The 22,773-nt window shown below is 45.1% G+C and carries 21 protein-coding genes; 14 read left to right on the plus strand and 7 right to left on the minus strand.

The features are described from left to right. Positions 1-48: 48 nt before the first annotated feature. Both poxB and PR766_RS10965 read right to left on the minus strand, forming a co-directional pair. Entirely contained in the window at positions 49-1,773 is a 1,725-nt protein-coding gene (gene poxB, locus PR766_RS10960) for a ubiquinone-dependent pyruvate dehydrogenase (RefSeq protein WP_036959612.1), read from the minus strand. A 300-nt stretch (positions 1,774-2,073) separates the two neighbouring features. Continuing rightward, on the minus strand, positions 2,074-3,042 hold the full coding sequence (locus tag PR766_RS10965) for a 3-oxoacyl-ACP synthase III family protein (protein WP_154635979.1): 969 nt from the start codon (positions 3,040-3,042) through the stop codon (positions 2,074-2,076). A 368-nt stretch (positions 3,043-3,410) separates the two neighbouring features. Here PR766_RS10965 and proP point away from each other — a divergent pair, with 368 nt between their 5' ends. After that, positions 3,411-4,913 carry a glycine betaine/L-proline transporter ProP gene (gene proP, locus PR766_RS10970; RefSeq protein ID WP_006659676.1) on the plus strand — a complete coding sequence of 501 codons (1,503 nt, stop codon included), beginning with the start codon at positions 3,411-3,413 and terminating at the stop codon, positions 4,911-4,913. Between the two features lie 25 nt (positions 4,914-4,938). After that, positions 4,939-6,372 (plus strand): deoxyribodipyrimidine photo-lyase, encoded by a 1,434-nt coding sequence (phrB, locus tag PR766_RS10975; protein ID WP_154630958.1) that lies wholly within the window; start codon positions 4,939-4,941, stop codon positions 6,370-6,372. 59 nt (positions 6,373-6,431) lie between these two features. Here phrB and PR766_RS10980 read toward each other — a convergent pair whose 3' ends face one another. Beyond that, the gene (locus tag PR766_RS10980; protein ID WP_154635978.1) at positions 6,432-7,508 is read right to left on the minus strand and encodes a T6SS immunity protein Tli4 family protein; all 1,077 of its coding nucleotides are present in this window, start codon (positions 7,506-7,508) and stop codon (positions 6,432-6,434) included. Then, positions 7,508-9,082: a lipase family alpha/beta hydrolase gene (locus PR766_RS10985; protein WP_230086754.1), complete on the minus strand. Its 1,575-nt coding sequence runs from the start codon at positions 9,080-9,082 to the stop codon at positions 7,508-7,510. The genes PR766_RS10980 and PR766_RS10985 overlap by 1 nt, the downstream gene beginning before the upstream one ends. Positions 9,083-9,445: 363 nt before the next feature. On the opposite strand from PR766_RS10985, the gene PR766_RS10990 reads away from it, so the two are divergent. Then, on the plus strand, positions 9,446-9,757 hold the full coding sequence (locus PR766_RS10990; RefSeq protein WP_154635977.1) for a monooxygenase: 312 nt from the start codon (positions 9,446-9,448) through the stop codon (positions 9,755-9,757). Positions 9,758-9,802: 45 nt separating this feature from the next. Here PR766_RS10990 and PR766_RS10995 read toward each other — a convergent pair whose 3' ends face one another. The 3 genes from PR766_RS10995 to paaZ form a co-directional block, all read right to left on the minus strand. Next, on the minus strand, positions 9,803-10,096 hold the full coding sequence (locus PR766_RS10995) for a type II toxin-antitoxin system RelE/ParE family toxin (RefSeq protein WP_006659681.1): 294 nt from the start codon (positions 10,094-10,096) through the stop codon (positions 9,803-9,805). Next, positions 10,089-10,331 (minus strand): type II toxin-antitoxin system ParD family antitoxin, encoded by a 243-nt coding sequence (locus tag PR766_RS11000; RefSeq protein ID WP_006663118.1) that lies wholly within the window; start codon positions 10,329-10,331, stop codon positions 10,089-10,091. Before PR766_RS11000 ends, PR766_RS10995 begins: the two co-directional genes overlap by 8 nt. A gap of 129 nt (positions 10,332-10,460) precedes the next feature. Continuing rightward, complete coding sequence (paaZ, locus tag PR766_RS11005; RefSeq protein ID WP_036959602.1) at positions 10,461-12,521, minus strand: phenylacetic acid degradation bifunctional protein PaaZ; 2,061 nt, start codon at positions 12,519-12,521, stop codon at positions 10,461-10,463. 325 nt (positions 12,522-12,846) lie between these two features. On the opposite strand from paaZ, the gene paaA reads away from it, so the two are divergent. The 11 genes from paaA (at position 12,847) to paaK (ending at position 22,696) form a co-directional block, all read left to right on the plus strand. Next, positions 12,847-13,785, plus strand: coding sequence for a 1,2-phenylacetyl-CoA epoxidase subunit PaaA (gene paaA / locus PR766_RS11010; protein WP_006663120.1), 939 nt, complete (start codon positions 12,847-12,849; stop codon positions 13,783-13,785). Positions 13,786-13,804: 19 nt separating this feature from the next. Then, positions 13,805-14,092, plus strand: coding sequence for a 1,2-phenylacetyl-CoA epoxidase subunit PaaB (paaB, locus tag PR766_RS11015; protein WP_006663121.1), 288 nt, complete (start codon positions 13,805-13,807; stop codon positions 14,090-14,092). A 10-nt stretch (positions 14,093-14,102) separates the two neighbouring features. Then, the gene (gene paaC / locus PR766_RS11020; protein ID WP_006663122.1) at positions 14,103-14,861 is read left to right on the plus strand and encodes a 1,2-phenylacetyl-CoA epoxidase subunit PaaC; all 759 of its coding nucleotides are present in this window, start codon (positions 14,103-14,105) and stop codon (positions 14,859-14,861) included. Between the two features lie 5 nt (positions 14,862-14,866). After that, a complete protein-coding gene (gene paaD / locus PR766_RS11025) occupies positions 14,867-15,367 on the plus strand; it encodes a 1,2-phenylacetyl-CoA epoxidase subunit PaaD (protein WP_006659687.1) in 501 nt (166 codons plus the stop codon). Between the two features lie 10 nt (positions 15,368-15,377). After that, entirely contained in the window at positions 15,378-16,433 is a 1,056-nt protein-coding gene (gene paaE, locus PR766_RS11030; RefSeq protein WP_154635976.1) for a 1,2-phenylacetyl-CoA epoxidase subunit PaaE, read from the plus strand. Positions 16,434-16,442: 9 nt separating this feature from the next. Further along, the gene (paaF, locus tag PR766_RS11035; protein WP_154635975.1) at positions 16,443-17,216 is read left to right on the plus strand and encodes a 2,3-dehydroadipyl-CoA hydratase PaaF; all 774 of its coding nucleotides are present in this window, start codon (positions 16,443-16,445) and stop codon (positions 17,214-17,216) included. A 2-nt stretch (positions 17,217-17,218) separates the two neighbouring features. After that, positions 17,219-18,028, plus strand: a complete 810-nt coding sequence (gene paaG, locus PR766_RS11040) for a 2-(1,2-epoxy-1,2-dihydrophenyl)acetyl-CoA isomerase PaaG (protein WP_154601631.1) — start codon at positions 17,219-17,221, stop codon at positions 18,026-18,028. Between the two features lie 2 nt (positions 18,029-18,030). After that, positions 18,031-19,599: a 3-hydroxyacyl-CoA dehydrogenase gene (locus PR766_RS11045; protein WP_154635974.1), complete on the plus strand. Its 1,569-nt coding sequence runs from the start codon at positions 18,031-18,033 to the stop codon at positions 19,597-19,599. Then, positions 19,596-20,036 carry a hydroxyphenylacetyl-CoA thioesterase PaaI gene (gene paaI, locus PR766_RS11050; protein WP_154635973.1) on the plus strand — a complete coding sequence of 147 codons (441 nt, stop codon included), beginning with the start codon at positions 19,596-19,598 and terminating at the stop codon, positions 20,034-20,036. Before PR766_RS11045 ends, paaI begins: the two co-directional genes overlap by 4 nt. Then, the gene (gene pcaF / locus PR766_RS11055; RefSeq protein ID WP_006659693.1) at positions 20,033-21,235 is read left to right on the plus strand and encodes a 3-oxoadipyl-CoA thiolase; all 1,203 of its coding nucleotides are present in this window, start codon (positions 20,033-20,035) and stop codon (positions 21,233-21,235) included. Before paaI ends, pcaF begins: the two co-directional genes overlap by 4 nt. A gap of 111 nt (positions 21,236-21,346) precedes the next feature. Continuing rightward, a complete protein-coding gene (gene paaK, locus PR766_RS11060; protein ID WP_006659694.1) occupies positions 21,347-22,696 on the plus strand; it encodes a phenylacetate--CoA ligase PaaK in 1,350 nt (449 codons plus the stop codon). Positions 22,697-22,773: the final 77 nt, after the last annotated feature.

The raw sequence follows: 22,773 nt of genomic DNA on the forward strand, positions 1-22,773 counted from the left end.
CGGATTGGGGTTCTGAGATAAAGCGATTCAATTAGCTCACAACAATGATTAACGTAACCAGTTAGTTTTCACTAATTGCACAACTTCATCACCACGCCCACTCATGATCGCCTTCAGCATATACAGACTAAAGCCTTTAGCTTCTTGCGCTTCAATTTCTGGCGGCATAGACAGTTCTTGCTTCGCGGTCAATACATCCACGACTACCGGACCGTCATGGGCGAAAGCCTCTTTTAATGCGCTATCCAAATCTTCACTTTTCTCAACACGAATACCTTTAATACCTGCTGCATTAGCAATCGCGGCAAAGTTTGGATTCTGTAAATCGGTGCCTGCCGTCATAAAGCCAGCCACTTTCATCTCCATCGCAACAAAGCCCAAGACTCCGTTGTTATGAATAATAATTTTCACTGGCAATTTCATTTGTGATAGTGAAATAAAATCCCCCATCAGCATACTGAAACCACCATCACCACACATCGCAACAACTTGGCGATTTTTATCAACCGCTTGCGCACCTATTGCTTGTGGCATCGCGTTTGCCATCGAACCGTGGTTAAACGAACCAATCAAGCGACGTTTACCGTTCATCTTCAGGTAACGAGCAGCCCACACGGTTGGCGTTCCTACATCACACGTAAAGATAGCATCATCGTTTGCCAGCTCACTTAGCTTCGTTGCTAAGTATTGCGGGTGGATTAGCCCTTCATGACCAGGTTTTGCTAAATCATCTAACCCTTTACGTGCTTCCGCATAATGTTTCAACGCGCCATCTAAATGCTTACGATTCTGTTTTGCCGTCAAATGTGGCTGTAATGCGGTTAATGTTGCTTTAATGTCTCCGATTAACCCCATATCAATATGGCAATGGGAGCCCAAACTTCCCGCATTCAGGTCAATTTGAATGATTTTTGCATCAGTTGGGTAAAATGGACGGTATGGAAATTGGGTACCCAGTAGCACAACCGTATCTGCATTCATCATCGCGTGATAACCCGATGAGAATCCAATTAAACCAGTCATTCCCACGCTGTTTGGGTTGTCCCACTCAATGTGCTCTTTTCCACGTAAGGCGTGCACCACAGGTGCATTTAATGTTTCAGCCAGTTTCACGACTTCATCATGAGCGCCCGCACAGCCATTACCGCAGAATAAGGTAATATTTTCAGATTGATTCAGTGCTTCTGCGAGTTTCTCAATTTCAGAGCGCTGAGGCATGATCAAAGGAGCTTGTGGCTGATACCACTCTTCTTTTGCCGATTCTGGTGCATCTTTCAGGGCGATATCCCCCGGAATAACAACAACGGAAACGCCTTTATTCAGGATCGCTTTACGCATTGCAATACCCAGAACTTGTTGAATTTGTTCAGGGTTAGTCACCATTTCACAATAATGGCTGCATTCACGGAACAGCTCAGTTGGGTGAGTTTCTTGGAAATAATTACTGCCAATTTCACTAGAAGGAATATGAGCCGCAATCGCTAAAACTGGTACACGGTTACGATGACAATCATACAATCCATTGATTAAATGCATATTTCCTGGTCCACAAGAACCTGCGCATACCGCTAAGTTACCCGTTAGCTGCGCTTCTGCACCCGCTGCGAATGCCGCCACTTCTTCATGACGGGTCCCTAACCACTCAATTGCCCCTTGTTTACGCAAGCTATCCGTTAAACCGTTTAATGAGTCCCCCGTCACTCCCCAGATGCGCTTAACACCTGCGTTATCCAGTACTTTCGCAATATATGATGCAATACTCTGTTTTTTCATAATGGCACTCTTTTTAAGTCGGATTAAATTCAGTTTATTCTTGTTAACCACGACATATTTAACAAGCGATGCTGCTCTTAAAATACTTCCCGTAATATTCTTTCGATTCTAACTAAATCAATTCACCATTCCTACCGATGCGATGCATTCAAAAACAGAACAAGATATTCCTCCGCGAATATCGAAAGAAGAATGAGATAACAGGACAAATTTAAGGTCGTAAAAAGAGGGTTAGTTTCAGTTATGAACATCCCACCAAAATCCCGTTTATTTTGCGCACATCGAAAATCATATATCTCTTTATATTTTCCAAAGAACGATTCCGAATTGATAACCTGCACCTAACGTCCAAAATAAGACAATATCTTCATCACGGAGTAAATTCTTTTTCTGGTGGCAATAATAAGCAATGAATGGACTGGTTGCCCCCGTATAACCATATTCATCCGCAATATACTCTATTTTTTCATTAGGAATATTTAATGTTTCTGCCAATTTTTCAATATTGCTTTTCATTACCTGAGAAAAGAAAAAACAACTTATATCATCAATAGTTAATCCATTATTTTTTAATAATTTGTCAATATGATGAATAACATGAGGTAAACACTCTTTTGTTGTAAATTTACCCCAGTAAATTTTCTCATCTTGCATATTTTGGCTTTGTGAAAAACCATTCTTAGGAAAGCGGGTCTCCCGGCAAAAATTCGAATCCGTATAATAAAAGCTATCCATCAAACCAGAGTTTGTCCCGTTTTGTACTTTTTCTAATGTCATCGCAACTGCTGCATCTCCAAAGAGAATCGATGGAAATAGCTCATTTTGATTACACAGATTTGAAAGATGGTCCGAGGCAACAATAAGGGCTTTTTTAGCTGTTTTTTTCATCTTTAGCATGATTGCCGCCTGCTCTAACGCCATTAGCATTCCGAGGCAATTACCGTTAATATCAATACATACACACTCATTTTTTAAGGCTAAATGATGATGTAAATAGAGGGCATTAAGTGGTGACAAATATTCCATCGTCGTTGAGGCAAATATCAAAATATCGATATCTTTATCACTCATAGGGGCTAATGCATTAATTGACATCGTCAGCACATTTTCATCAGGCTGGCTCGTGATATATCGCTGCCTCTGCCCAAAGTCATTCAATAATTCCGGTAAATTTTTTACATTTGGATACTTATCAAAATAATATTGGTTGTTCCTAATATTTTCAGGATGGTAGATATGAATAGATGAAATTTTTATTGCCTCATTCATTGCATTTCCCTTATCTGTATTAGTTTACCCCATGGTATAACCCACCGATTAATAAAAAACAATCAACACAAACCACCGAATTTTACATTTTGTCGATATTATTGTATTATTGAATGATATTTGACTATCTAAAGGTGATATTTTTGCTTTATTTTAAAAACACAATAACTCAATATTTCCCTATCAATACACTTCGTTATAAAAATTTGATATAGCTTACTCAACAAGCTTATTAATCAATAAATTTCCATTCAATTAGTTTAGATACTGCATTTAATTATCCATGCTAATTTTTATTATTTGCAGACTGTCCGAGCAAATCGGATCGGGAAACCCACATCTTACAATTCAAATAAGAGGATGGTTCCATGAAGATCAGAAAGAAAAAAGAAAAACCATTAAATATCAACGATATTACGATCATTGATGACGGGAAATTGAAAAAAGCAATCACAGCGGCTTCGCTGGGTAATGCGATGGAATGGTTCGACTTCGGTGTGTACGGCTTCTTAGCCTATGTACTGGGTCAAGTCTTCTTCCCGGACGCATCACCGAGCGTTCAGATGATTGCGGCATTAGCCACCTTTTCCGTACCTTTCTTAGTTAGACCCCTTGGTGGCGTTGTTTTCGGTATTCTCGGGGATAAATACGGTCGACAAAAAGTATTGTCCATGACCATTATTATTATGGCAATCAGTACCTTCTGTATCGGTCTGATCCCCTCATACGAGAAAATTGGTATCTGGGCGCCTATCTTATTACTGCTCGCTAAACTGGCTCAAGGTTTCTCTGTTGGGGGCGAATATTCGGGTGCAGCCATCTTTGTTGCTGAATACTCCCCTGACCGCAAACGTGGCTTTATGGGCAGCTGGTTAGACTTCGGTTCCATTGCTGGTTTTGTGATGGGTGCGGGTGTCGTGGTGTTAATTTCAAGCCTTGTTGGTGAAGCTAACTTCCACGATTGGGGTTGGAGAATCCCATTCTTCTTAGCGTTACCGCTGGGTATTATCGGTCTCTATTTACGTCATTCATTGGAAGAAACCCCTGCGTTCCAACAGCACATTGAAAGTTTAGAACAGCAAGACAAGGCCAATATCCAAAATCCACCGAAAGTTTCTTTCCGTGAGGTAGCGTCTAAGTATTGGAAAAGTTTGATGATTTGTGTCGGTTTAGTGATCGCCACCAACGTGACGTACTATATGCTGCTCACCTATATGCCAAGCTACTTGTCCCATAACCTGAATTACTCAACCGATCACGGCGTGTTGATTATTATTGCGATTATGATTGGTATGTTATTTGTTCAGCCAATCATTGGATTAACCAGCGATAAAATCGGTCGTCGACCTTTTGTTATCATCGGTAGCGTAGGGCTGATTGTATTCGCTTATCCCGCATTTATGCTGATTAACAGCGGCTCCGTTGGCTTAATCTTTGTGGGTTTATTAGTGCTTGCTGTATTACTCAACTGTTTTACTGGGGTGATGGCTTCGATTTTACCGGCAATTTTCCCTACTCATATTCGTTATAGTGCATTGGCCATCGCCTTTAATATTTCGGTCTTAATCGCAGGTGCAACACCGACTGCCGCCGCATGGCTAGTTGAAGCGACTAATGACTTGTATATGCCAGCCTATTATCTGATAGTGATCGCATTAATTGGTCTATATACCGGTATTAGAATGCCAGAAACCGCGAATAAACCATTACGTGGTGCCACACCTGCCGCTTCAGACAGAGCGGAAGCCAAAGAAATTTTAAGCGAGCATTTTGACAATATCGAACAGAAAGTTGAAGATATCGAACAACAAATTGCCGAGCTGGAAAAACAGCGTCAATCGTTAATCAACCAGCACCCAAAATTAGATTAATCCTTAAAAAACAGCGAGGAAAGCGATGTCGGTTTGTCACTTAGTTTGGTTTCGCAACGATCTACGAGTTACCGACAATAAAGCGCTTACCTTCGCTTGTGAGGATCCTACTGCCACTGTGATCGGCGTCTATATTGCGACGCCAGAACAGTGGGCAGCTCATAATGTATCACCAAGGCAAATTGCCTTTTTGCATCAAAACCTTGTCGAGCTACAACACACTTTAGCAAAACGAGGTATTCCCCTGATTTGCCATACCACAGCGACCTTTGCGGATTCCGTGAAATGGTTGCTGAATTTTGCCCAACAGCAAAATGCCACAGGATTATATTTCAATCACCAATACGAGTTAAATGAGCGTTTGCGGGATGAACAGTTACGCCAGCAAGCGCAGCATCTGAATATTTTCACCTATGATGATGCCCTATTACTTCCGCCGGGTTCAGTGACGACGCAAAAAGGGGATATGTATCAAGTCTATACCCCATTTCGCCGCGCCTTTTTGAGCCAATTGATGATGAGTGATTTCTGCTCATTTCCCGCCCCTAAACCACGGGGAGCGGCATTAGCCGTTGAAAATACACATCCACTTTTTGTTCACCAATCTGTTGAAATTTCACCGCAATTTACCGCTGGAGAACACGCTGCATTAGCGAAATTACGACAATTTTGCAGCGAGCGCGTACAAGATTACCAACGCGACCGAGATATTCCCGCCATTGATGGTACTAGCCAATTATCCCCCTATTTAGCGCTTGGGGTGCTTTCGCCTCGCCAATGTGTGAATCGCTTATTAGCAGAGAACCCGCAGGTTTTTGACTCACAAGAAAGTGGTGGTTTTAGCTGGCTGAATGAATTAATTTGGCGAGAATTTTACAGCCATCTATTGGTCGCATTTCCGCGTCTTTGTCGCCATCAACCGTTTATTGAATGGACGCAGCATATTCAATGGAATCCCGATGAAACAGCCTTAACCGCATGGAAAAACGGGCAAACGGGCTACCCCATTGTGGATGCCGCCATGCGCCAACTCAACCAAACGGGCTGGATGCATAATCGACTACGGATGATTGTAGCGAGTTTTTTAGTCAAAGATTTGCTGGTCGACTGGCGCAAAGGCGAACACTACTTTATGAGCCAGTTAATCGATGGCACTTTGGCGGCGAACAATGGCGGCTGGCAGTGGTCAGCTTCAACGGGTGTTGATGCCTCGCCGTGGTTCCGTATTTTTAATCCAACCACCCAAGGGAAAAAATTCGACCCACAAGGGACGTTTATCCGCGAGTGGCTGCCCGAACTTCGCGATGTCCCCGAGAAATTTATTCACGAACCCCATACATGGGCAGAATCTCACCAAGTCTCTCTGAATTATCCAACCCCGATTGTTGACCATAAACAGGCACGATTGATGACGTTGGAAGCATTTGAGGCAGGGAAGCGAAAGAGCATAAAAAAATGAGTTCATCATTTACTAAAATGCCATTCACTCCTACATCTTAATGTGGTTAATTAAAAACCTTAATACGCGTTCGAACGAAGTTTAAATGACTGTAAAACCCGATCCCAAATTTCAACCATTTGATCATCCGCATAATGAACAACCTTACTGGTCGAATGCATCAATATACTCACAGAAGGGTGTAAATAACCGATGTTTTTTTCATTCGCATAATATTGAAAATAATAAAATTTATCGGATTGATTATCATAACGAGGGTCTCGACCTAAAGTTAACCACTCTTCACCCGCCACGTTATTAAACTGTACGTTTCCTTTTCGTAATGTTTTACCCCCATATTGAGAGAGAACAGATTTAATTTCATCCGCCCTATCCAACATACTTTCTTTTTCACTTTCTATCGTATTATCCATATCGACAGCCCAATAGAATTGCGGATTTTCAAACACCATGGAAATTTCTTCTTGATGCGATTTTCCATCATCCTGAATAAAACCATAAGGAATACAGATCCCTTTATCCGTCGGAATTTCATTCTTTGGACGACCATGTAAACGAGAGATTAATGATTGCATGGCTGCTAGTTTTTGAGGCTTATCGGTAAATGGTTTATTTTCTTCCTTATATTCTAATTGTTCATCTACATATTTTGATTTGGAAACATCTTCAAATTTTGAAGTTATAATAAAAGCAACATTATCAATGTATACGTTAGCCTCTAAAACACGAAGTACATCTGGATATTGGTACGCCTCATTCCTTTCAAAAATAACGCCATTATCCAATCTAATAATATCTTTCAAAAACGGTCCATCAGAATCATCACTTACGCGATGTTTTTTCAACTCTTCTTCACGCAGATCAACACGTTGTTTAAACGAAGGGGGATAAATAAACTGACTTTCAATCGTCATATCATCAATTTTAATAATGGAAGAAAGATTTTGTGTTAAAGATTTAGGATAATTAAAGGTATAACGCCCTAAACAATAGGTCGGTGCATCATCAAATAGAGTATTAATCACAGTAGAATCCTTTTCATTAAGTGAAGTTGAATACGTTTTATTAGGTACAGAGCAAGCCGCTAAACTCGCCAATAAGACCAAACCGGAAATACTCACCAATCCTTTTTTCATTAGGGTTTCACCTCATCCGTTTGCAAGATACGACACAGGGAACGCAAGGTAAATTTAATGGCGGGTGAGACATCCCCTGTTTTTTCATACGAATCAAACTCCGCATCCCCTTTTAGAGGCGCAAACTGATAAGCGTTCTGATGGTCAACATTCATTTCTAAAATTTCTTTAAACAGGTCTTTTCTATCTAAATTGATAGAATATTTAGGCACTGTACCGTCACCGCATCCCCCTTCATAATCCATTGAGGGCGTATTCTTCCACTTATCACTGGACTTGAGTAAAGTATACTTGCGCTTTTCTCCATAGTCGTCTGTCGCTCGGCTATCGTCAGACTCCCATAACCACGAGGTTTTATCCCGTAATTTCCACGTCACGGTCTCATCGGAACGGCGAGAATCTTTCGAGTCATTTTCATCAAAATACGCTCCATAAAATTGGTAAGTATTTTTATGATAGGCTCCGTCCATTTTTGTGATAAATGGTTCAACATCATCAATCATAATCTTTTCATATTTTTTAAAATTACCATCAATAACACTCTGTTCCTTGTCTAAAATATCAGGCTCATACATCTGCCACCATGCTTTTTCCTTGAGGTAAATTTCGTTAAACGGGTCACCCTTTTTAGGTAGCAATAAATCAGTCACGCCATCAGAACTACCTTTTTCAATTCGCAGCCACGGCTGACCATGATTATATTTCGGAGAAGGTAAGAGTTGCAGAGGTGCTGGAGATTGCGCTAATACCGACATGAGACGCGTTGCACTCATTCCCAGCACTAACCCCATCGGCATGGAGTGCTCCCCAATTTTCATCATTTTGTAGGCAGTTGGCGAACCTAAGTCCGGCATCACACCATGCACAATCCCCAGTATTTTATCTTTGTAGGGCGTTTCTAATAATTCGGAAGCGTAACGAGATACCAAGCCCCCCATCGAATGGGTCACTAGAATGACTTTTTCATGCCCTTCTTCAAAGGCGAGTCCATGCCCAATTCCTCCATTCTGTTTAGGGCGGTATAAATTTAAGACCTCATCAATGTATTTGCCGAGCTCTTGTGCAGACTGAGCGTTGTCTTGTAGCCAGTTATAACCAAAAGCATGAAGTGGAAGCAGCAAATTACGGTATTTTCCCGCTTCACGAAATGAAAGGGGGTTGGTATCCACTGGCGTGAGGGGTCGATCTAAAATGAACTTGAACGTTGATTCTTGAGAAAAATAGGCCTCGGCTTCATCTGCCGTCGCGCATCCCTGACCTTTCGCTTTATTGTAATACTGTTCCCAAACCAGTAATTCTTTCTGTAACTTGTCGAGTGGGTCTGCATACGAAAACTGCAATACACTTCCCCATCCTCTTTTCTGTCTTGAATTGGCAAAGTAAGTAGACTCGTTGTCATTTTTATCAACATCCTGAGTAGGGTCAGTTTCAGTTGTTTCAGGATCGAGTAATTTTTTCCTTTTATTTCCAGAGGTAAAAAGCCAACCGAGCGCATCCCAAGCCATACCACCTGTACTTTTTCGAATACGCCAGATTGATTTTTTATCTTTTTTACTTCGTAAGTTAGATCCCATAATGCCAGGTAAAAAAATAACCGGAACCACTTTAGTTGAAGGGAGATAACAATGCGCTTTGGCATTTTCAGATTAGTGTTTTAGCTGTAAGTCTTTCCAAACAGCACATTTGTTGTCATCAAATTCAGCGAAACAATGCTGAATATTTTCGCTTTGTTCATCCTGACTCATAAGACATCCTTAAAATTTAGGTTATGTAACGGAGCATAACTCAAATAATAAGGAACAACATTAGGAAAATGGGATAAATGCCTCGATTAACGTAATGAAACAAAGTTCATTCCCCCAACCCCCAATTTGATCAATCCTAAATAAAAATTACTGGTTATGATAACCAGACAACAACAATAGGAGGCAATAATAATGCAGGTGATTTTACAGGTTGATTTCCCATACCAAGGTCCATGGGGTGACGAGATGGCGGCGGCAATGGAAGGATTAGCGCAATCCATTAACCAAGAACTGGGGTTCATTTGGAAGATTTGGACTGAAAACCAACAGACCCAACGGGCGGGGGGCATTTACTTATTTGCTAACCAAGCCGATGCACAAGCGTATCTCGAAATGCACAGCGCACGACTCAAATCCTTTGGTGTACCTGAAGTCAGCGGGCAAATTTTTAGTGTGAATACCGCACTCAGCCAGCTGAACCAAGCGCAATTTATTCAAAAATAGTTTCAATAGAGAGGGCATTTTTGCCCTCTCTTATCCCGTTAAAATTTACTCAGCAAAATCGAATCCATCGACATCCACAGATTGATGAATAACGCGGGCAATAAAAATAAATGGGGTTTGGGGCATGTAATAAATGGAATGTTTTTTAAACTCAAATCGCCTCATCCCTTCACATACCCAATGGCACTCTTTGCCTATCCATGGTGAGTTTGCCAGTAACTCAAACGTTTTTTTTAATTCATTGTGGTATTTTTTCGCCTGATTAACACCAAACTGCCGTATTGTGTAACGAGCAATTTGATAAATATCCTCTTCCGCAACTTGGGAAAGTTTATACATTTAAATCCTTTTCTGCTCTGGCAAAAATGTCATCCATACTGCTTTCACTCTCAGGTGAATTCAGTCCATCCAATACCATTTTTCTTACATATTCAAGCCGTTGCTCTCTCTCTTCCATCATACGTAATGCGTCCCTTATCACTTCTGATGTATTGCCATAGCGACCAGACTGGATCATATCACCAATAAAACGGTTGAAGTGCTCCCCCAATGTCACACTTGTCACTCTCGCCATAAATTCACCTACCATCGAATGGTATTACTCAGTCATACAACTATAGCAATGAATTTCTGTTGCTTCCAGCCAGTGAAAACTGAGAGGGCATTTTTGCCCTCTCTTATGACTCAGCCCTCTCCCACAGCATCAAAAATCCCCGTGGCGGCGCTCCACCAGCGTTAAAATACTGTATAGCGCCACGATATCATTATGCTGATTAAACACTTGGACATCCCACTCGATAACCCCATTAGGCTTATCTTCGGCTTTTTTCTGGGCTTTTTTGATCTTTTTCTTGCATGTTAAGCGCACTTGGATGGTATCGCCAATTTTTACTGGCTCGATAAAACGCAAGTTTTCCATCCCGTAGTTAGCGATAACAGGACCTACTCCTGCATCCACAAACAGCCCCGCCGCCGCTGATACCACAAAATAGCCGTGAGCAATGCGCTCGCCAAACATCGACTGCTCAGCGCCGAGTTTATCCACATGCACATAGAAATTATCCCCACTGAGACAGGCAAAATTCACAATATCCGCCTCAGTCACCGTGCGTCTCGCGGTCAGTAGCGTATCGCCAATCACTAACTCTTCGAAATATTTACGGAACGGATGCACCACATCGGCAATAGCTTCAGCGCCGCGCATCCACTGCTTGCTAATCGCGGTCAACATAGATGGGCTGCCTTGAATCGCAGTGCGTTGCATATAATGTTTTACTGCTCGTAAACCGCCCAGCTCTTCACCTCCCCCAGCCCGACCAGGTCCACCGTGAACCAACATAGGCAAAGGCGAGCCATGCCCCGTAGACTCCGTTGATGCCGCCTCATTCAAAATCAGCATACGACCATGTACACGCGCTGCTGCACGGATCACCGTCTGTGCCACTTGGCTATCTGCCGTAATCAATGAGCCCACTAAGCTCCCACCACCGAGCGCTGCCAATTGCACCGCTTGCTCTAACCCGTCATAGCTCATTAATGTCGCCACGGGACCAAACGCCTCGGTTTCGTGTACTGCTTGATGCACAAATGGCTCAGCACAATACAGCAATGTCGGTGGGAAAAACGCCCCTTTCTCGCTATCGCCCCCCACCACCTGCATATTAGCAAAGCTACCACCGCACAGTCGTTCACAGCCATTGGCGAGCAGATAATTGACTTTGTCCTGTACATCTTGGCGCTGTTCAAGGTTAATCAATGCCCCCATTCGAACCCCTTCGGCAGCAGGGTCACCCACCGCGACATTCGAGATGCGTTTTAGGAGGGCATTTTTCACATTTTCCAACTGAGTTTTAGGGACGATAATTCGGCGAATTGCAGTACATTTTTGCCCTGCCTTTGTCGTCATTTCATTAACCACTTCTTTGATAAACAGTGCAAATTCAGGTTGTTCAGGCTGAACGTCTGAACCTAAAATGGCACAGTTTAGTGAATCCGCTTCCATGGTAAAAGACACAGACTTTTGGTTGATTCGTGGGTGAGATTTGAGTTTCTGCCCAGTACTCGCCGACCCCGTAAAAGTCACCACATCTTCGAAATCTAAGTGGTTAAACATATCCCCAACGCCGCCACAAATTAATTGAATCGCCCCTTCAGGAACCAATCCACTCTCAAGTATCAATGCCACCATTGCTTGAGTCACTTGTGCAGAAGCTGTGGCAGGTTTGATGATGGCAGGCATCCCCGCTAACCACGTTGGCGCCAATTTTTCTAACATACCCCAGCACGGAAAGTTGAACGCATTGATGTGCAAAGCCACGCCACGGCGCGACGTTAAAATATGGCGTGCGACAAACTGCCCTTGCTTGGACAGCGGAATCATCTCATCTTCCGACCACACCGTATCATCTGGCAGTTCGCGGCTCGCCAGCCCTGCATAGGAAAATAGCGTGCCAATCCCCCCTTCAATATCCACCCAACTGTCTGATTTTGTTGCGCCTGTCTGAGCAGAGATAGCATATAACTCATCTTTATGAGCAAGTAAGTATCTGGCAACGGCTTTCAGCATCTCTCCACGCTGTTGGAATGTCAGATTCGCAAGCGCCTTCCCCCCCACGTCACGCCCATATTGTAGGCTTTGCGCTAAAGGTAATTCCTCAGTTGTCACTGCATAGAGGGCTTCATTGGTTAACGCATGAAAAATCTTACGCCCTTCCCCAGCGCCAGTTGCCCACTTCCCCATGATGTAACTTGTTAAATGTTGCATATTCCATCTCCAGAAAACGACAATAAACCATATCAATATGTTAAATATGTATCATATAAACAATCATAGATGCCAATTTAAATTTAACAAATAAAACACAAATAGACTTAATCCTAGGTATTATCAGCGGAATCAAGGAAAAATAGACCATTACATCAAGTTGATTTAATTGAATATAATTTAATTACTTGTGAGGTAACTCGCAAAAACCCTACAAACATCATTGATCTTATTGTTAACTATTCCTAGCATTAATGTTAAATAAATGTGTTCCATATTTTTTAATTAAAAATGTTTTTGTGAATCACTTTAATGGTGGATAACAATGAGCAAGCAAAATCAAATCCTCTTCGATGCCAAAATCGAAGCCGATATCGCCATCGAGCCCAAAGATTGGATGCCCGATGCATACAGACAAAACCTCATTCGCCAGATTGGACAGCACGCCCACTCGGAAGTCATTGGCATGCTACCGGAAGCCAACTGGCTCACTCGCGCGCCAACCTTGCGTCGTAAGACCGTTCTACTGGCAAAAATTCAAGATGAAGCGGGACATGGTTTATACCTCTACAGTGCCGCAGAAACCTTAGGATGCTCCCGCCAAGACATCTACCAAAAGATGCTGGATGAAAAAATGAAATACTCCTCCATTTTCAACTATCCCACCCTTAGCTGGGCTGATATCGGTGTGATTGGTTGGTTAGTTGATGGTGCAGCAATCGTCAACCAAGTGGCACTCTGCCGAGCCTCTTATGGACCTTATGCCCGTGCGATGGTGAAGATTTGCAAAGAAGAGAGTTTTCACCAACGCCAAGGTTATGAAGCTGTCATGGCACTAGCAGAAGGTACTCACGAGCAAAAAGTCATGCTGCAAGATGCAATCAACCGATTTTGGTGGCCCGTATTAATGATGTTTGGTCCCAACGATTCAGATTCCACTCATAGTGCGCAAAGCATGGCATGGAAAATCAAACGCTTTAGTAACGATGAGCTCCGCCAAAAATTTGTGGATAACACCGTGCCACAGGTGGAAGCCCTCGGCATGACCATCCCTGACCCTGATTTGCATTGGGATGACGCACTCGGTCACTACCGGTTTGGTGAGATTGACTGGGAAGAGTTCTACCAAGTGCTGAAAGGTCAAGGGATCTGTAACCAAGAACGCCTTGATGCTAAGCGCAAAGGTTGGGAAGACGGAGCATGGGTACGAGAAGGTGCGATGGCACACAGCCAAAAGCAGACAGCTATCAAATCCGCCGCCTAGCCGCTAAAAGGAAAACACCATGAATAATCAAGATTGGCCACTGTATGAAGTATTTGTACGCAGCAAACAAGGTCTCGCTCATCGTCATGTCGGTAGCCTACACGCTACAGACGATCAAATGGCGCTAGAGAATGCCCGTGATGTTTACACCCGCCGCAGTGAAGGTTGCTCCATTTGGGTCGTCAAAGCTGCCCATTTGGTCGCATCTCAACCTGATGAAAAAGATCAATTTTTTGACCCTGCGGATAACAAGGTTTACCGCCACCCGACCTTTTACACCATCCCTGATGGCATCAAAAACATGTAAGGAGCTTGAAATGACCGAAAAACAGCAGCTCCACCATTATGTTTTACGCCTCGGAGACACTCCACTGATTCTGGCACAGCGCCTGTGCGAGTGGTGTGGTCATGCACCTGAAATCGAAATTGACCTTGCGCTGTCCAACATCGGCTTAGATTTACTGGGGCAAGCGCGCAATTTCCTCAGCTATGCCGCGGAACTCAAAGGTGCTGGTAATAACGAAGATACGCTTGCCTATCTACGCGATGAACGTGAATTCAGTAACTTGCTGTTAGTTGAACAACCTAACGACGGTTTCAATGATACCCTCGTGCGCCAATTTTTTATCGATGCTTATCATGTGCCTCTGTATCGCGCACTCACCCAAAGTAGCGATCCACAGCTGGCCGCTATTGCTGAAAAATCACTCAAAGAAGCGTTGTACCACTTGCGCTTTAGCCGCGGCTGGATGATTCGTTTAGGGGATGGCACCCCATTGAGCCAACAGAAAATACAGCAATCCGTCGATCGCTTGTGGCGCTTTACGGGCGAGCTGTTTCATGCCGATGACATTGAAATCACCTTAAGTGATGCAGGTATCGCCGTCGATCCCCGTGCACTGCAAGACATTTGGCTAAATACCGTGAATGAAACCTTTGAAGCCGCCACTCTCAGCCTACCTGAGCAAGCTGCTTATCGATTAGGTGGCAAACAAGGCAGCCACACTGAGCACCTCGGTTTAATTCTCACGCAGCTGCAATTTGTCCAACGTGCCTACCCTCATAGCCAGTGGTGACAATCATGGAACAGAGAATGCAACTTCAATCTCCCGATATTCATCAGATCTGGCAGCAGCTTCAGCAGATCCCTGATCCTGAATTGCCTGCTCTGTCTATTACTGATCTTGGCATGGTTCGCCATGTGATACCCACCGAGCAAGGCTGGCAAGTCGGGTTTACCCCAACCTACTCTGGCTGCCCTGCTACCGAATTTTTAATCAATGAAATCAAAGAGGTTCTTGATAACGCAGGTTTCCAGCATGTGAATGTTGACGTGATTTTAACACCAGCATGGACCACGGACTGGATGAGTCAAGATGCGAAAAGGCGCTTACGCGAATTTGGGATTGCTCCTCCGCAAGGTGTTGCTTGTGAACACCCTGAGCATACCGACACGATTTGCTGCCCTCGTTGCAACAGCGAACAGACAGAAAAGATTAGCGAGTTCGGCTCCACCGCTTGCAAAGCACTGTATCGCTGCAATGAATGCTTAGAACCGTTTGATTACTTTAAATGTATTTAAGGGCACACTCATGACTGTCTTTCACCGTTTAAGTATTGCCGCTATTGACCGTGACACGCCAAATACCGTGGCGGTCACTTTTCATATTCCTGAACTATTGCGGGAGCAATACCGTTATCGCCCTGGTCAGCATTTAACGTTAAAAGCCGCGATTAATGGTGAGAACCTCCGCCGCTGTTATTCTATTTGCAGTGCACCTGATGAAAATGAACTCAAAATTGGTGTTAAAGCTATCTATGAAGGCCGGTTTTCTAACTTTATCAACCAACAACTGAATGTTGGCGATAGCTTAGAGGTGATGGTTCCTCAAGGGCAATTTGGGTATCAACCAGATAGCCAGCAAAATGGGGACTATTTAGCGGTTGCCGCTGGCTCTGGCATTACTCCGCTGTTATCGATTATCAAAGCCACTTTACAAACCGAGACAGACAGCCACTTTGTGCTGATTTACGGTAATCGCACTAGCCGCTCGGTCATGTTTAAAGAAGCCATAGCGGATTTAAAAAACCGCTTTGCCACCCGCTTTCAAGTGCTGTACCTATTCAGCCAAGAGCCACAAGAAAGTGCATTGCTCAGTGGGCGTATTGATGCTCAGCAGCTCACTGCATTGGGAAAATCCCTACTCAACTTTAACCAATTCAACCGCGCTTTTATTTGTGGTCCTGAATCCATGATGGATGAAGTACAAACCACGCTCGTTCACCACGGTATGGCGCAAGAACGTGTACATACCGAACGTTTTAACACCACAGGGGCAAAATTTAAGCCCAGCGTCGTCACCAGCGAAAGCCGCCAAGTTACCCTCCAGTTAGATGGACGTATCTTAAACATCGATATGGATGGGCAAGATGACAGCATCCTTGATGCCGCATTACGCCAAGGTGCCGACCTACCTTATGCCTGCAAAGGCGGTGTTTGCGCAACCTGTAAATGCAAACTGCGCTCAGGTGAGGTGGAAATGGGTGTGAATTACAGCCTCGAACCCGACCAAATTGCCGCAGGTTATATCCTCAGTTGCCAGTCATGGCCTAAGGGGGATGGTGTGGTTTTGGACTTTGATGTGTAAGGGCGCACCATGGAAAATAACTGGATTTTATCGCAACAACATCACCGCGTTTTGACACTGACGATTAATCGCCCCGATGTGCGCAATGCACTGAGTACACCGTGCCTTGAGTTACTGGTTAAACATCTTGAACATGCGCAAATCGATGACAATATCGGCGCTATCGTCATCACGGGCAACCCGCGTTTCTTTGCAGCAGGGGCTGATCTTAAAGAACTTCAGCAGCAAACCGTTGCCAGCGCTATCACGGATAAACGCCCACAAGTTTGGCGTCGCTTTGCGCAAATTACGAAGCCGATTATTTGTGCCGCCAACGGCTACGCGTTAGGCGCGGGGTTCGAATTGCTGCTTGCCAGCGACATCATTATTGCGGGGGAATCCGCACGTTTTGGTCTGCCTGAAATTACCCTTGGGCTCATCCCCGGAGCCGGCGGAACCCAGCGTCTTATCCGCGCAGTGGGTAAGTCCCTCGCCATGCAAATGGTACTGACGGGAGAAACCATTAGTGTTCAACAAGCGCAACAAGCCGGACTCATCAGCGAAGTGTGTGTGGACGCTCTCACTCTCGAACGTGCTCAAACCATCGCCAAACGCATTGCAGGGCATGCGCCTTTAGCCGTAAACGCCGCCAAAGCTGCGCTAGTGAGCGCTCAAGAATCTCACCTGACCGAAGGCTTAAAACTGGAGCGCCAATACTTTGTCAGCCTTGCGGGTACTGACGATCGCCAAGAGGGGATCGCCGCCTTTTTCGAAAAACGATCCCCGCAATTTACAGGACGCTAATCATGATAAATGACACCACTCTCACCGAAGAGATGATCCTTACCTCACTGCAAGATGGCGTATTAACGATTACGTTGAATCGCCCTGAGCGCCTCAATAGCTTTAACGACGAGATGCATCGACAATTGAGCGCAGCGATTAAAATCGCCGAACAAGACGAAAGCGTCCGTTGCTTAGTGATCACCGGAGCGGGTCGCGGTTTCTGCGCGGGGCAAGATCTTAACGATCGCAATGTCGCCGTCGGATCCGAAGCCCCTGATCTGGGCTTTTCCGTCGAAACTTACTACAACCCGCTGATCCGCCGTTTAACATCATTACCGAAACCCATTATTTGTGCTGTTAACGGTGTTGCTGCGGGTGCAGGTGCCGCCATTGCCCTTGCAGGGGATATTGTCATCGCCGCAAAAAATGCCAGTTTTATTCAATCATTCTGCCGGCTTGGGTTAGTGCCAGACTCGGGTGGAAGCTGGTTCCTGCCGCAACTTGTGGGTCGTGCTCGTGCCATGGGAATGGCAATGCTGGGAGACAAAATTAGCGCCGAACAAGCACTACAATGGGGCATGATTTGGCAAGTCACTGACCATGATCAGCTTGCTGCTACCGTCAATAATCTCGCCAAACACCTTGCAATTCAGCCAACTTATGGATTGGGGTTAATCAAGAAAGCCATTCATAGCGCAGCCACCAATACCCTCGATCAGCAACTGGATTTAGAGCGTGATTTACAGCGTTTAGGTGGTCGTAGCCACGATTACCGTGAGGGCGTAGATGCATTCTTAAACAAACGCGAACCGACGTTCCAAGGGAAATAGCCATGACGGTACCTTCAAGTTTATCCCTACAAAACGTTGCCGTTATTGGTGCAGGCACCATGGGGATTGGCATTGCGCAAGTTGCCGCAAATGCGGGTCTACACGTGCAACTTTTCGATATGAATGCTCAGGTATTGCAGCAATCTGTTACCGCACTCACAGTGCGCTTACGCAAACGGGTTGAACAAGGAAAAGCGGATGCAAAAAGCACAGAAGAAACCTTGAGTCGCCTCCATGTGGTTGACAATCTTGCTGCGCTAACATCTGCTGACTTAGTGATTGAAGCCGTGGCAGAAAAATTGTCAGTCAAGCAGGCTATCTTTAGTGAACTTGAAGGCATTTGCCGCGAAAACACTATTTTTGCAAGCAATACATCATCTTTATCGATTACCGCCATCGCCAGTGTACTTAAGCGCCCTGAGCGCATGGCTGGCTTGCATTTTTTTAACCCTGCGCCTGTGATGAAACTGGTTGAAGTGATCAGAGGGTTAGATACTGCCGAAAATGTCATTGAATGCCTAAAAAAGCTGACGCTTGCGTTTAATAAGATCCCCGTTATTTGTCGCTCAACACCGGGGTTTATTGTGAATCGTGTGGCAAGACCCTTCTATGCGGAAACATTGCGAGCGTTGGAGGAGCAAGTCGGTACACCCGCTACATTAGACAGTGTTATTCGTGATGCAGGGGGCTTTTCAATGGGACCTTTGCAACTGACTGATTTAATCGGGCATGACGTCAATTATGCGGTGACAGAATCCGTGTTTCAGGCATTTGGCTATGACCCGCGCTTTCAGACTTCCTTTGCGCAATTAGCACTGGTACAAGCGGGTTATTTAGGGCGTAAATCGGGTCGCGGGTTTTATCCTTATTCTTCCGATAATCATGATGATCATAATAAATCGTCATCTGAGATTGAAGTGGCTCCTACTGTCGTACTGTCACACCCGCTTAACGTGAAAGCCTTCGGAAATTGGCAAATATTTCCTGAACTTAAGCAACTTTTGCAGCGAAACGGGATCAGCATCGAAGAAGCTGAACAAAAAACACGCCAACCTCCATCACTGGTTGTTAATGACGTTATTATTATGTTAACAAATGGTGAACTTACATCCACACTTGCGCAAAAGCTTAAGCAACCCGTCGTGCAATTTGACTTATCCGCCAACTATATTGCGGCAACCACGATAGCTATCAGTTGCGCGACACAAAATAGCCACCAGCAAAACCAAGATGCCATTGCCTTTTTTCAATCCATTGGTAAGCGCGTCATTGTGCTGCCAGATTACCCAGCACTCTTAACCTTACGCACCGTTGCAATGCTCTGCAATGAAGCGCTGGATGTGGTGAACAAAGGGATCGCTAGCGCCCAAGATAGCGATTTGGCGATGCGCTTTGGGGTTAACTACCCAAAAGGTCCTTTAGCATGGGGAGCGCAAATTGGTTGGGCGCATATTTTGCAAACGCTTGAGCATTTAGCCCATTTCTATGGCGATGGGCGCTATCGCCCTAATCCATTACTGCGCCAGCTCGCTGCCGGTTTTCAGTCATTATCATTGGAGGCATTACCATGAATTCACTGCCTAACATCACCCTCGCTCAGCAAGTTGCTCATGCTATGTACCGTGATGACACGTGTGCTAAAGCGATGGGAATGGTGATTGAAGAAGTCGCCGATGGCTATGCGCAACTCACCATGGTAGTCACGCACAATATGCTCAACGGACATAAAACCTGCCATGGCGGACAGTTATTCAGTCTAGCGGATACGGCTTTTGCTTACGCGTGTAATAGTCAAGGTTATGCCGCCGTTGCCTCTATGTGTTCCATCGATTTTTTATGTCCCGGTTTTGAAGGGGACACCCTCACCGCTATCGCCAAAATGCAACACCAAGGCAAACGTAGCGGACTATATGAAGTGGAGATCATCAATCAAGATGGCAAACCACTTGCGCTGTTTCAAGGTCGTTCCCACCGTCTAGGTCACCGTTTAGTTGGAGAAGCATCATGAATGACGCCTACATTTGCGATGGTATTCGCACCCCGATTGGTCGCTATGGTGGCGCTTTATCTTCTTTGCGTCCCGATGACCTCTCCGCCATTACGCTCAAAGCACTGATGGTACGTAACCCACAATTGGACTGGAGCCTAACCGATGACATTATCCTCGGATGCGCCAACCAAGCGGGTGAAGATAATCGCAATGTTGCACGAATGGCAGGTTTACTTTCCGGCTTACCCATTTCTGTTTCAGGCACCACGATCAACCGTCTATGCGGTTCAGGCTTAGATGCCATCGCCCTTGCCGCACGTAGCATCAAAGCAGGTGAATCTGGCTTGATGATCGCAGGCGGTGTGGAGTCGATGAGCCGCGCCCCATTTGTCATGGGAAAACAAGACGCGGCGTTTTCTCGCCAAGCCCAAATGTTTGATACCACAATTGGCTGGCGGTTTATCAATCCGCTGATGGAGCAACAATTCTCCACCGACTCGATGCCTGAAACTGCTGAAAACGTCGCTCAGACCTACAATATCAGCCGAGAAGACCAAGATGCATTTGCGCTGCGCAGTCAGCAACGTACCGAAGTCGCGCGTCTCAACGGTGTGTTTGCCGAAGAAATTGTGCCAGTCACCGTGAAGCAGCGCAAAGCCGAGCAACAGGTTACGGAAGACGAACATCCACGCCCTGAAACCACGCCCGAGCAGCTACAAAAACTGAAAACACCCTTTCGTGAAAATGGCAGTGTCACCGCAGGTAACGCCTCTGGCGTCAATGATGGCGCAGCTGCGCTGATCATCGCCTCAGAAAATGTCGCTAAGCAGCAAGGATTAACACCACGCGCACGCGTGATAGCAACCGCAACCTGTGGTGTCGAACCGCGTTTAATGGGGATTGGTCCCCTACCTGCCACCCAAAAAGTATTGAAAATGGCAGGACTGACTATCGAACAAATGGATGTGATTGAGCTAAACGAAGCCTTTGCCGCTCAAGCACTCGCTGTTTTACGGGGTTTAGGTCTTCCTGATGATGCACCGCAGGTAAACCCTAATGGGGGCGCTATCTCCTTGGGTCATCCACTCGGTATGAGTGGGTCTCGCTTGGTGATTTCCGCCATGAATGAGCTGCACCGTAAGCAAGGTCGCTACGGGTTATGCACGATGTGCATCGGTGTGGGTCAAGGCATTGCAATGATTATTGAACGTGTCTGAATAACAAGAAAACCGCCGAGTTACCCTACACCTGCTCAGGCGGATAACAGACCTTTTGAACGGCATTTGTCACCTAAGTGCAGATAGCAATAATAATAAGGATTGGCAATTATGAGCATGACACAACATAACCGTCTTGATACAACAAAAAGTCTCGATCCAAGAGAAAATATCGACCCGATCGAGTTTGCTTCTCGCGATGAGATCGAGGCACTGCAATTCTCGCGAATGAAGTGGACACTCACTCACGCATACGAAAATGTGCCAATGTACCGCAAAAAATTCGATGCCGCGGGCGTACACCCTGACGATTTTAAACAGCTTAGTGATATCGAAAAATTTCCCTATACCACTAAGCAAGATTTACGTGAAAACTACCCATTCGACACCTTTGCTGTGCCAATGGACCAAATTACCCGCATTCACGCCTCTTCCGGGACGACGGGTCGCCCAACCGTAGTGGGTTATACCCAGCAAGATATTGATAATTGGGCAGACTTAATTGCACGTAGCCTACGATCTGCTGGCGCTACCCGAGGTGACAAAGTCCACGTTGCTTATGGCTATGGATTATTCACAGGCGGATTAGGGGCGCACTATGGCGCAGAACGCCTTGGTGCGGCGGTTATTCCGATGTCTGGCGGTCAAACCGAGAAACAAGCACAATTAATTGTCGATTTTAAACCTGACATCATCATGGTTACCCCATCTTACTGCCTCAGTATCATTGATGAACTTGAGAAAATCATGGGTGGAGATGCTAGTAAGTGCTCACTAAGGATCGGGGTCTTTGGTGCGGAACCTTGGACCGAATCACTGAGAGCCGAAATTGAAACGCGCTTAGGAATCAAAGCGTTAGATATTTATGGTTTATCTGAAGTCATGGGACCTGGCGTTGCCATGGAATGCGCAGACTCAAGTGAAAGCGGTCCTACCATCTGGGAAGACCATTTTTACCCTGAAATTATCTGCCCTAATACCCTAAAAACCCTCGGTGATGGAGAGCATGGTGAGTTAGTGTTCACTACCCTGACAAAAGAAGCCATGCCAGTGATCCGCTACCGAACCCGCGACCTTACCCACCTAAAAGCAGGAGAAAATCGCCAGATGCGCAGCATCGGTAAAATCACAGGTCGCTCCGATGACATGATGATTATCCGGGGCGTTAACGTATTCCCTTCACAAATTGAAGAGCAAATCATGCAATTCAAAGAGTTATCACCACACTACCAATTGGAAATAGGTCGCAAAGGCAATATGGATAACCTCTCTGTTCGCGTCGAGTTAAAACACCCTGATCAACTCACATTCGACGAACGTTGTAATATCTGCCATAACCTCAAACACCGCATCAAATCCATGGTAGGGATCAGTACCCGTGTCAGTATCGTCAATTGTGGTGATATTCCCCGCTCGCAGGGCAAAGCTCAACGAGTGATTGATACACGAATTGCCATTTAATTTTAAAGGATTAGGCATATTCATCAAGAATGCGCCTAATCCCTGGTTTCCCTACTGTACTCACACTCTTTAGCGTG

Source organism: Providencia sp. PROV208, from assembly GCF_028479465.1.
Taxonomy (GTDB): domain Bacteria; phylum Pseudomonadota; class Gammaproteobacteria; order Enterobacterales; family Enterobacteriaceae; genus Providencia; species Providencia alcalifaciens.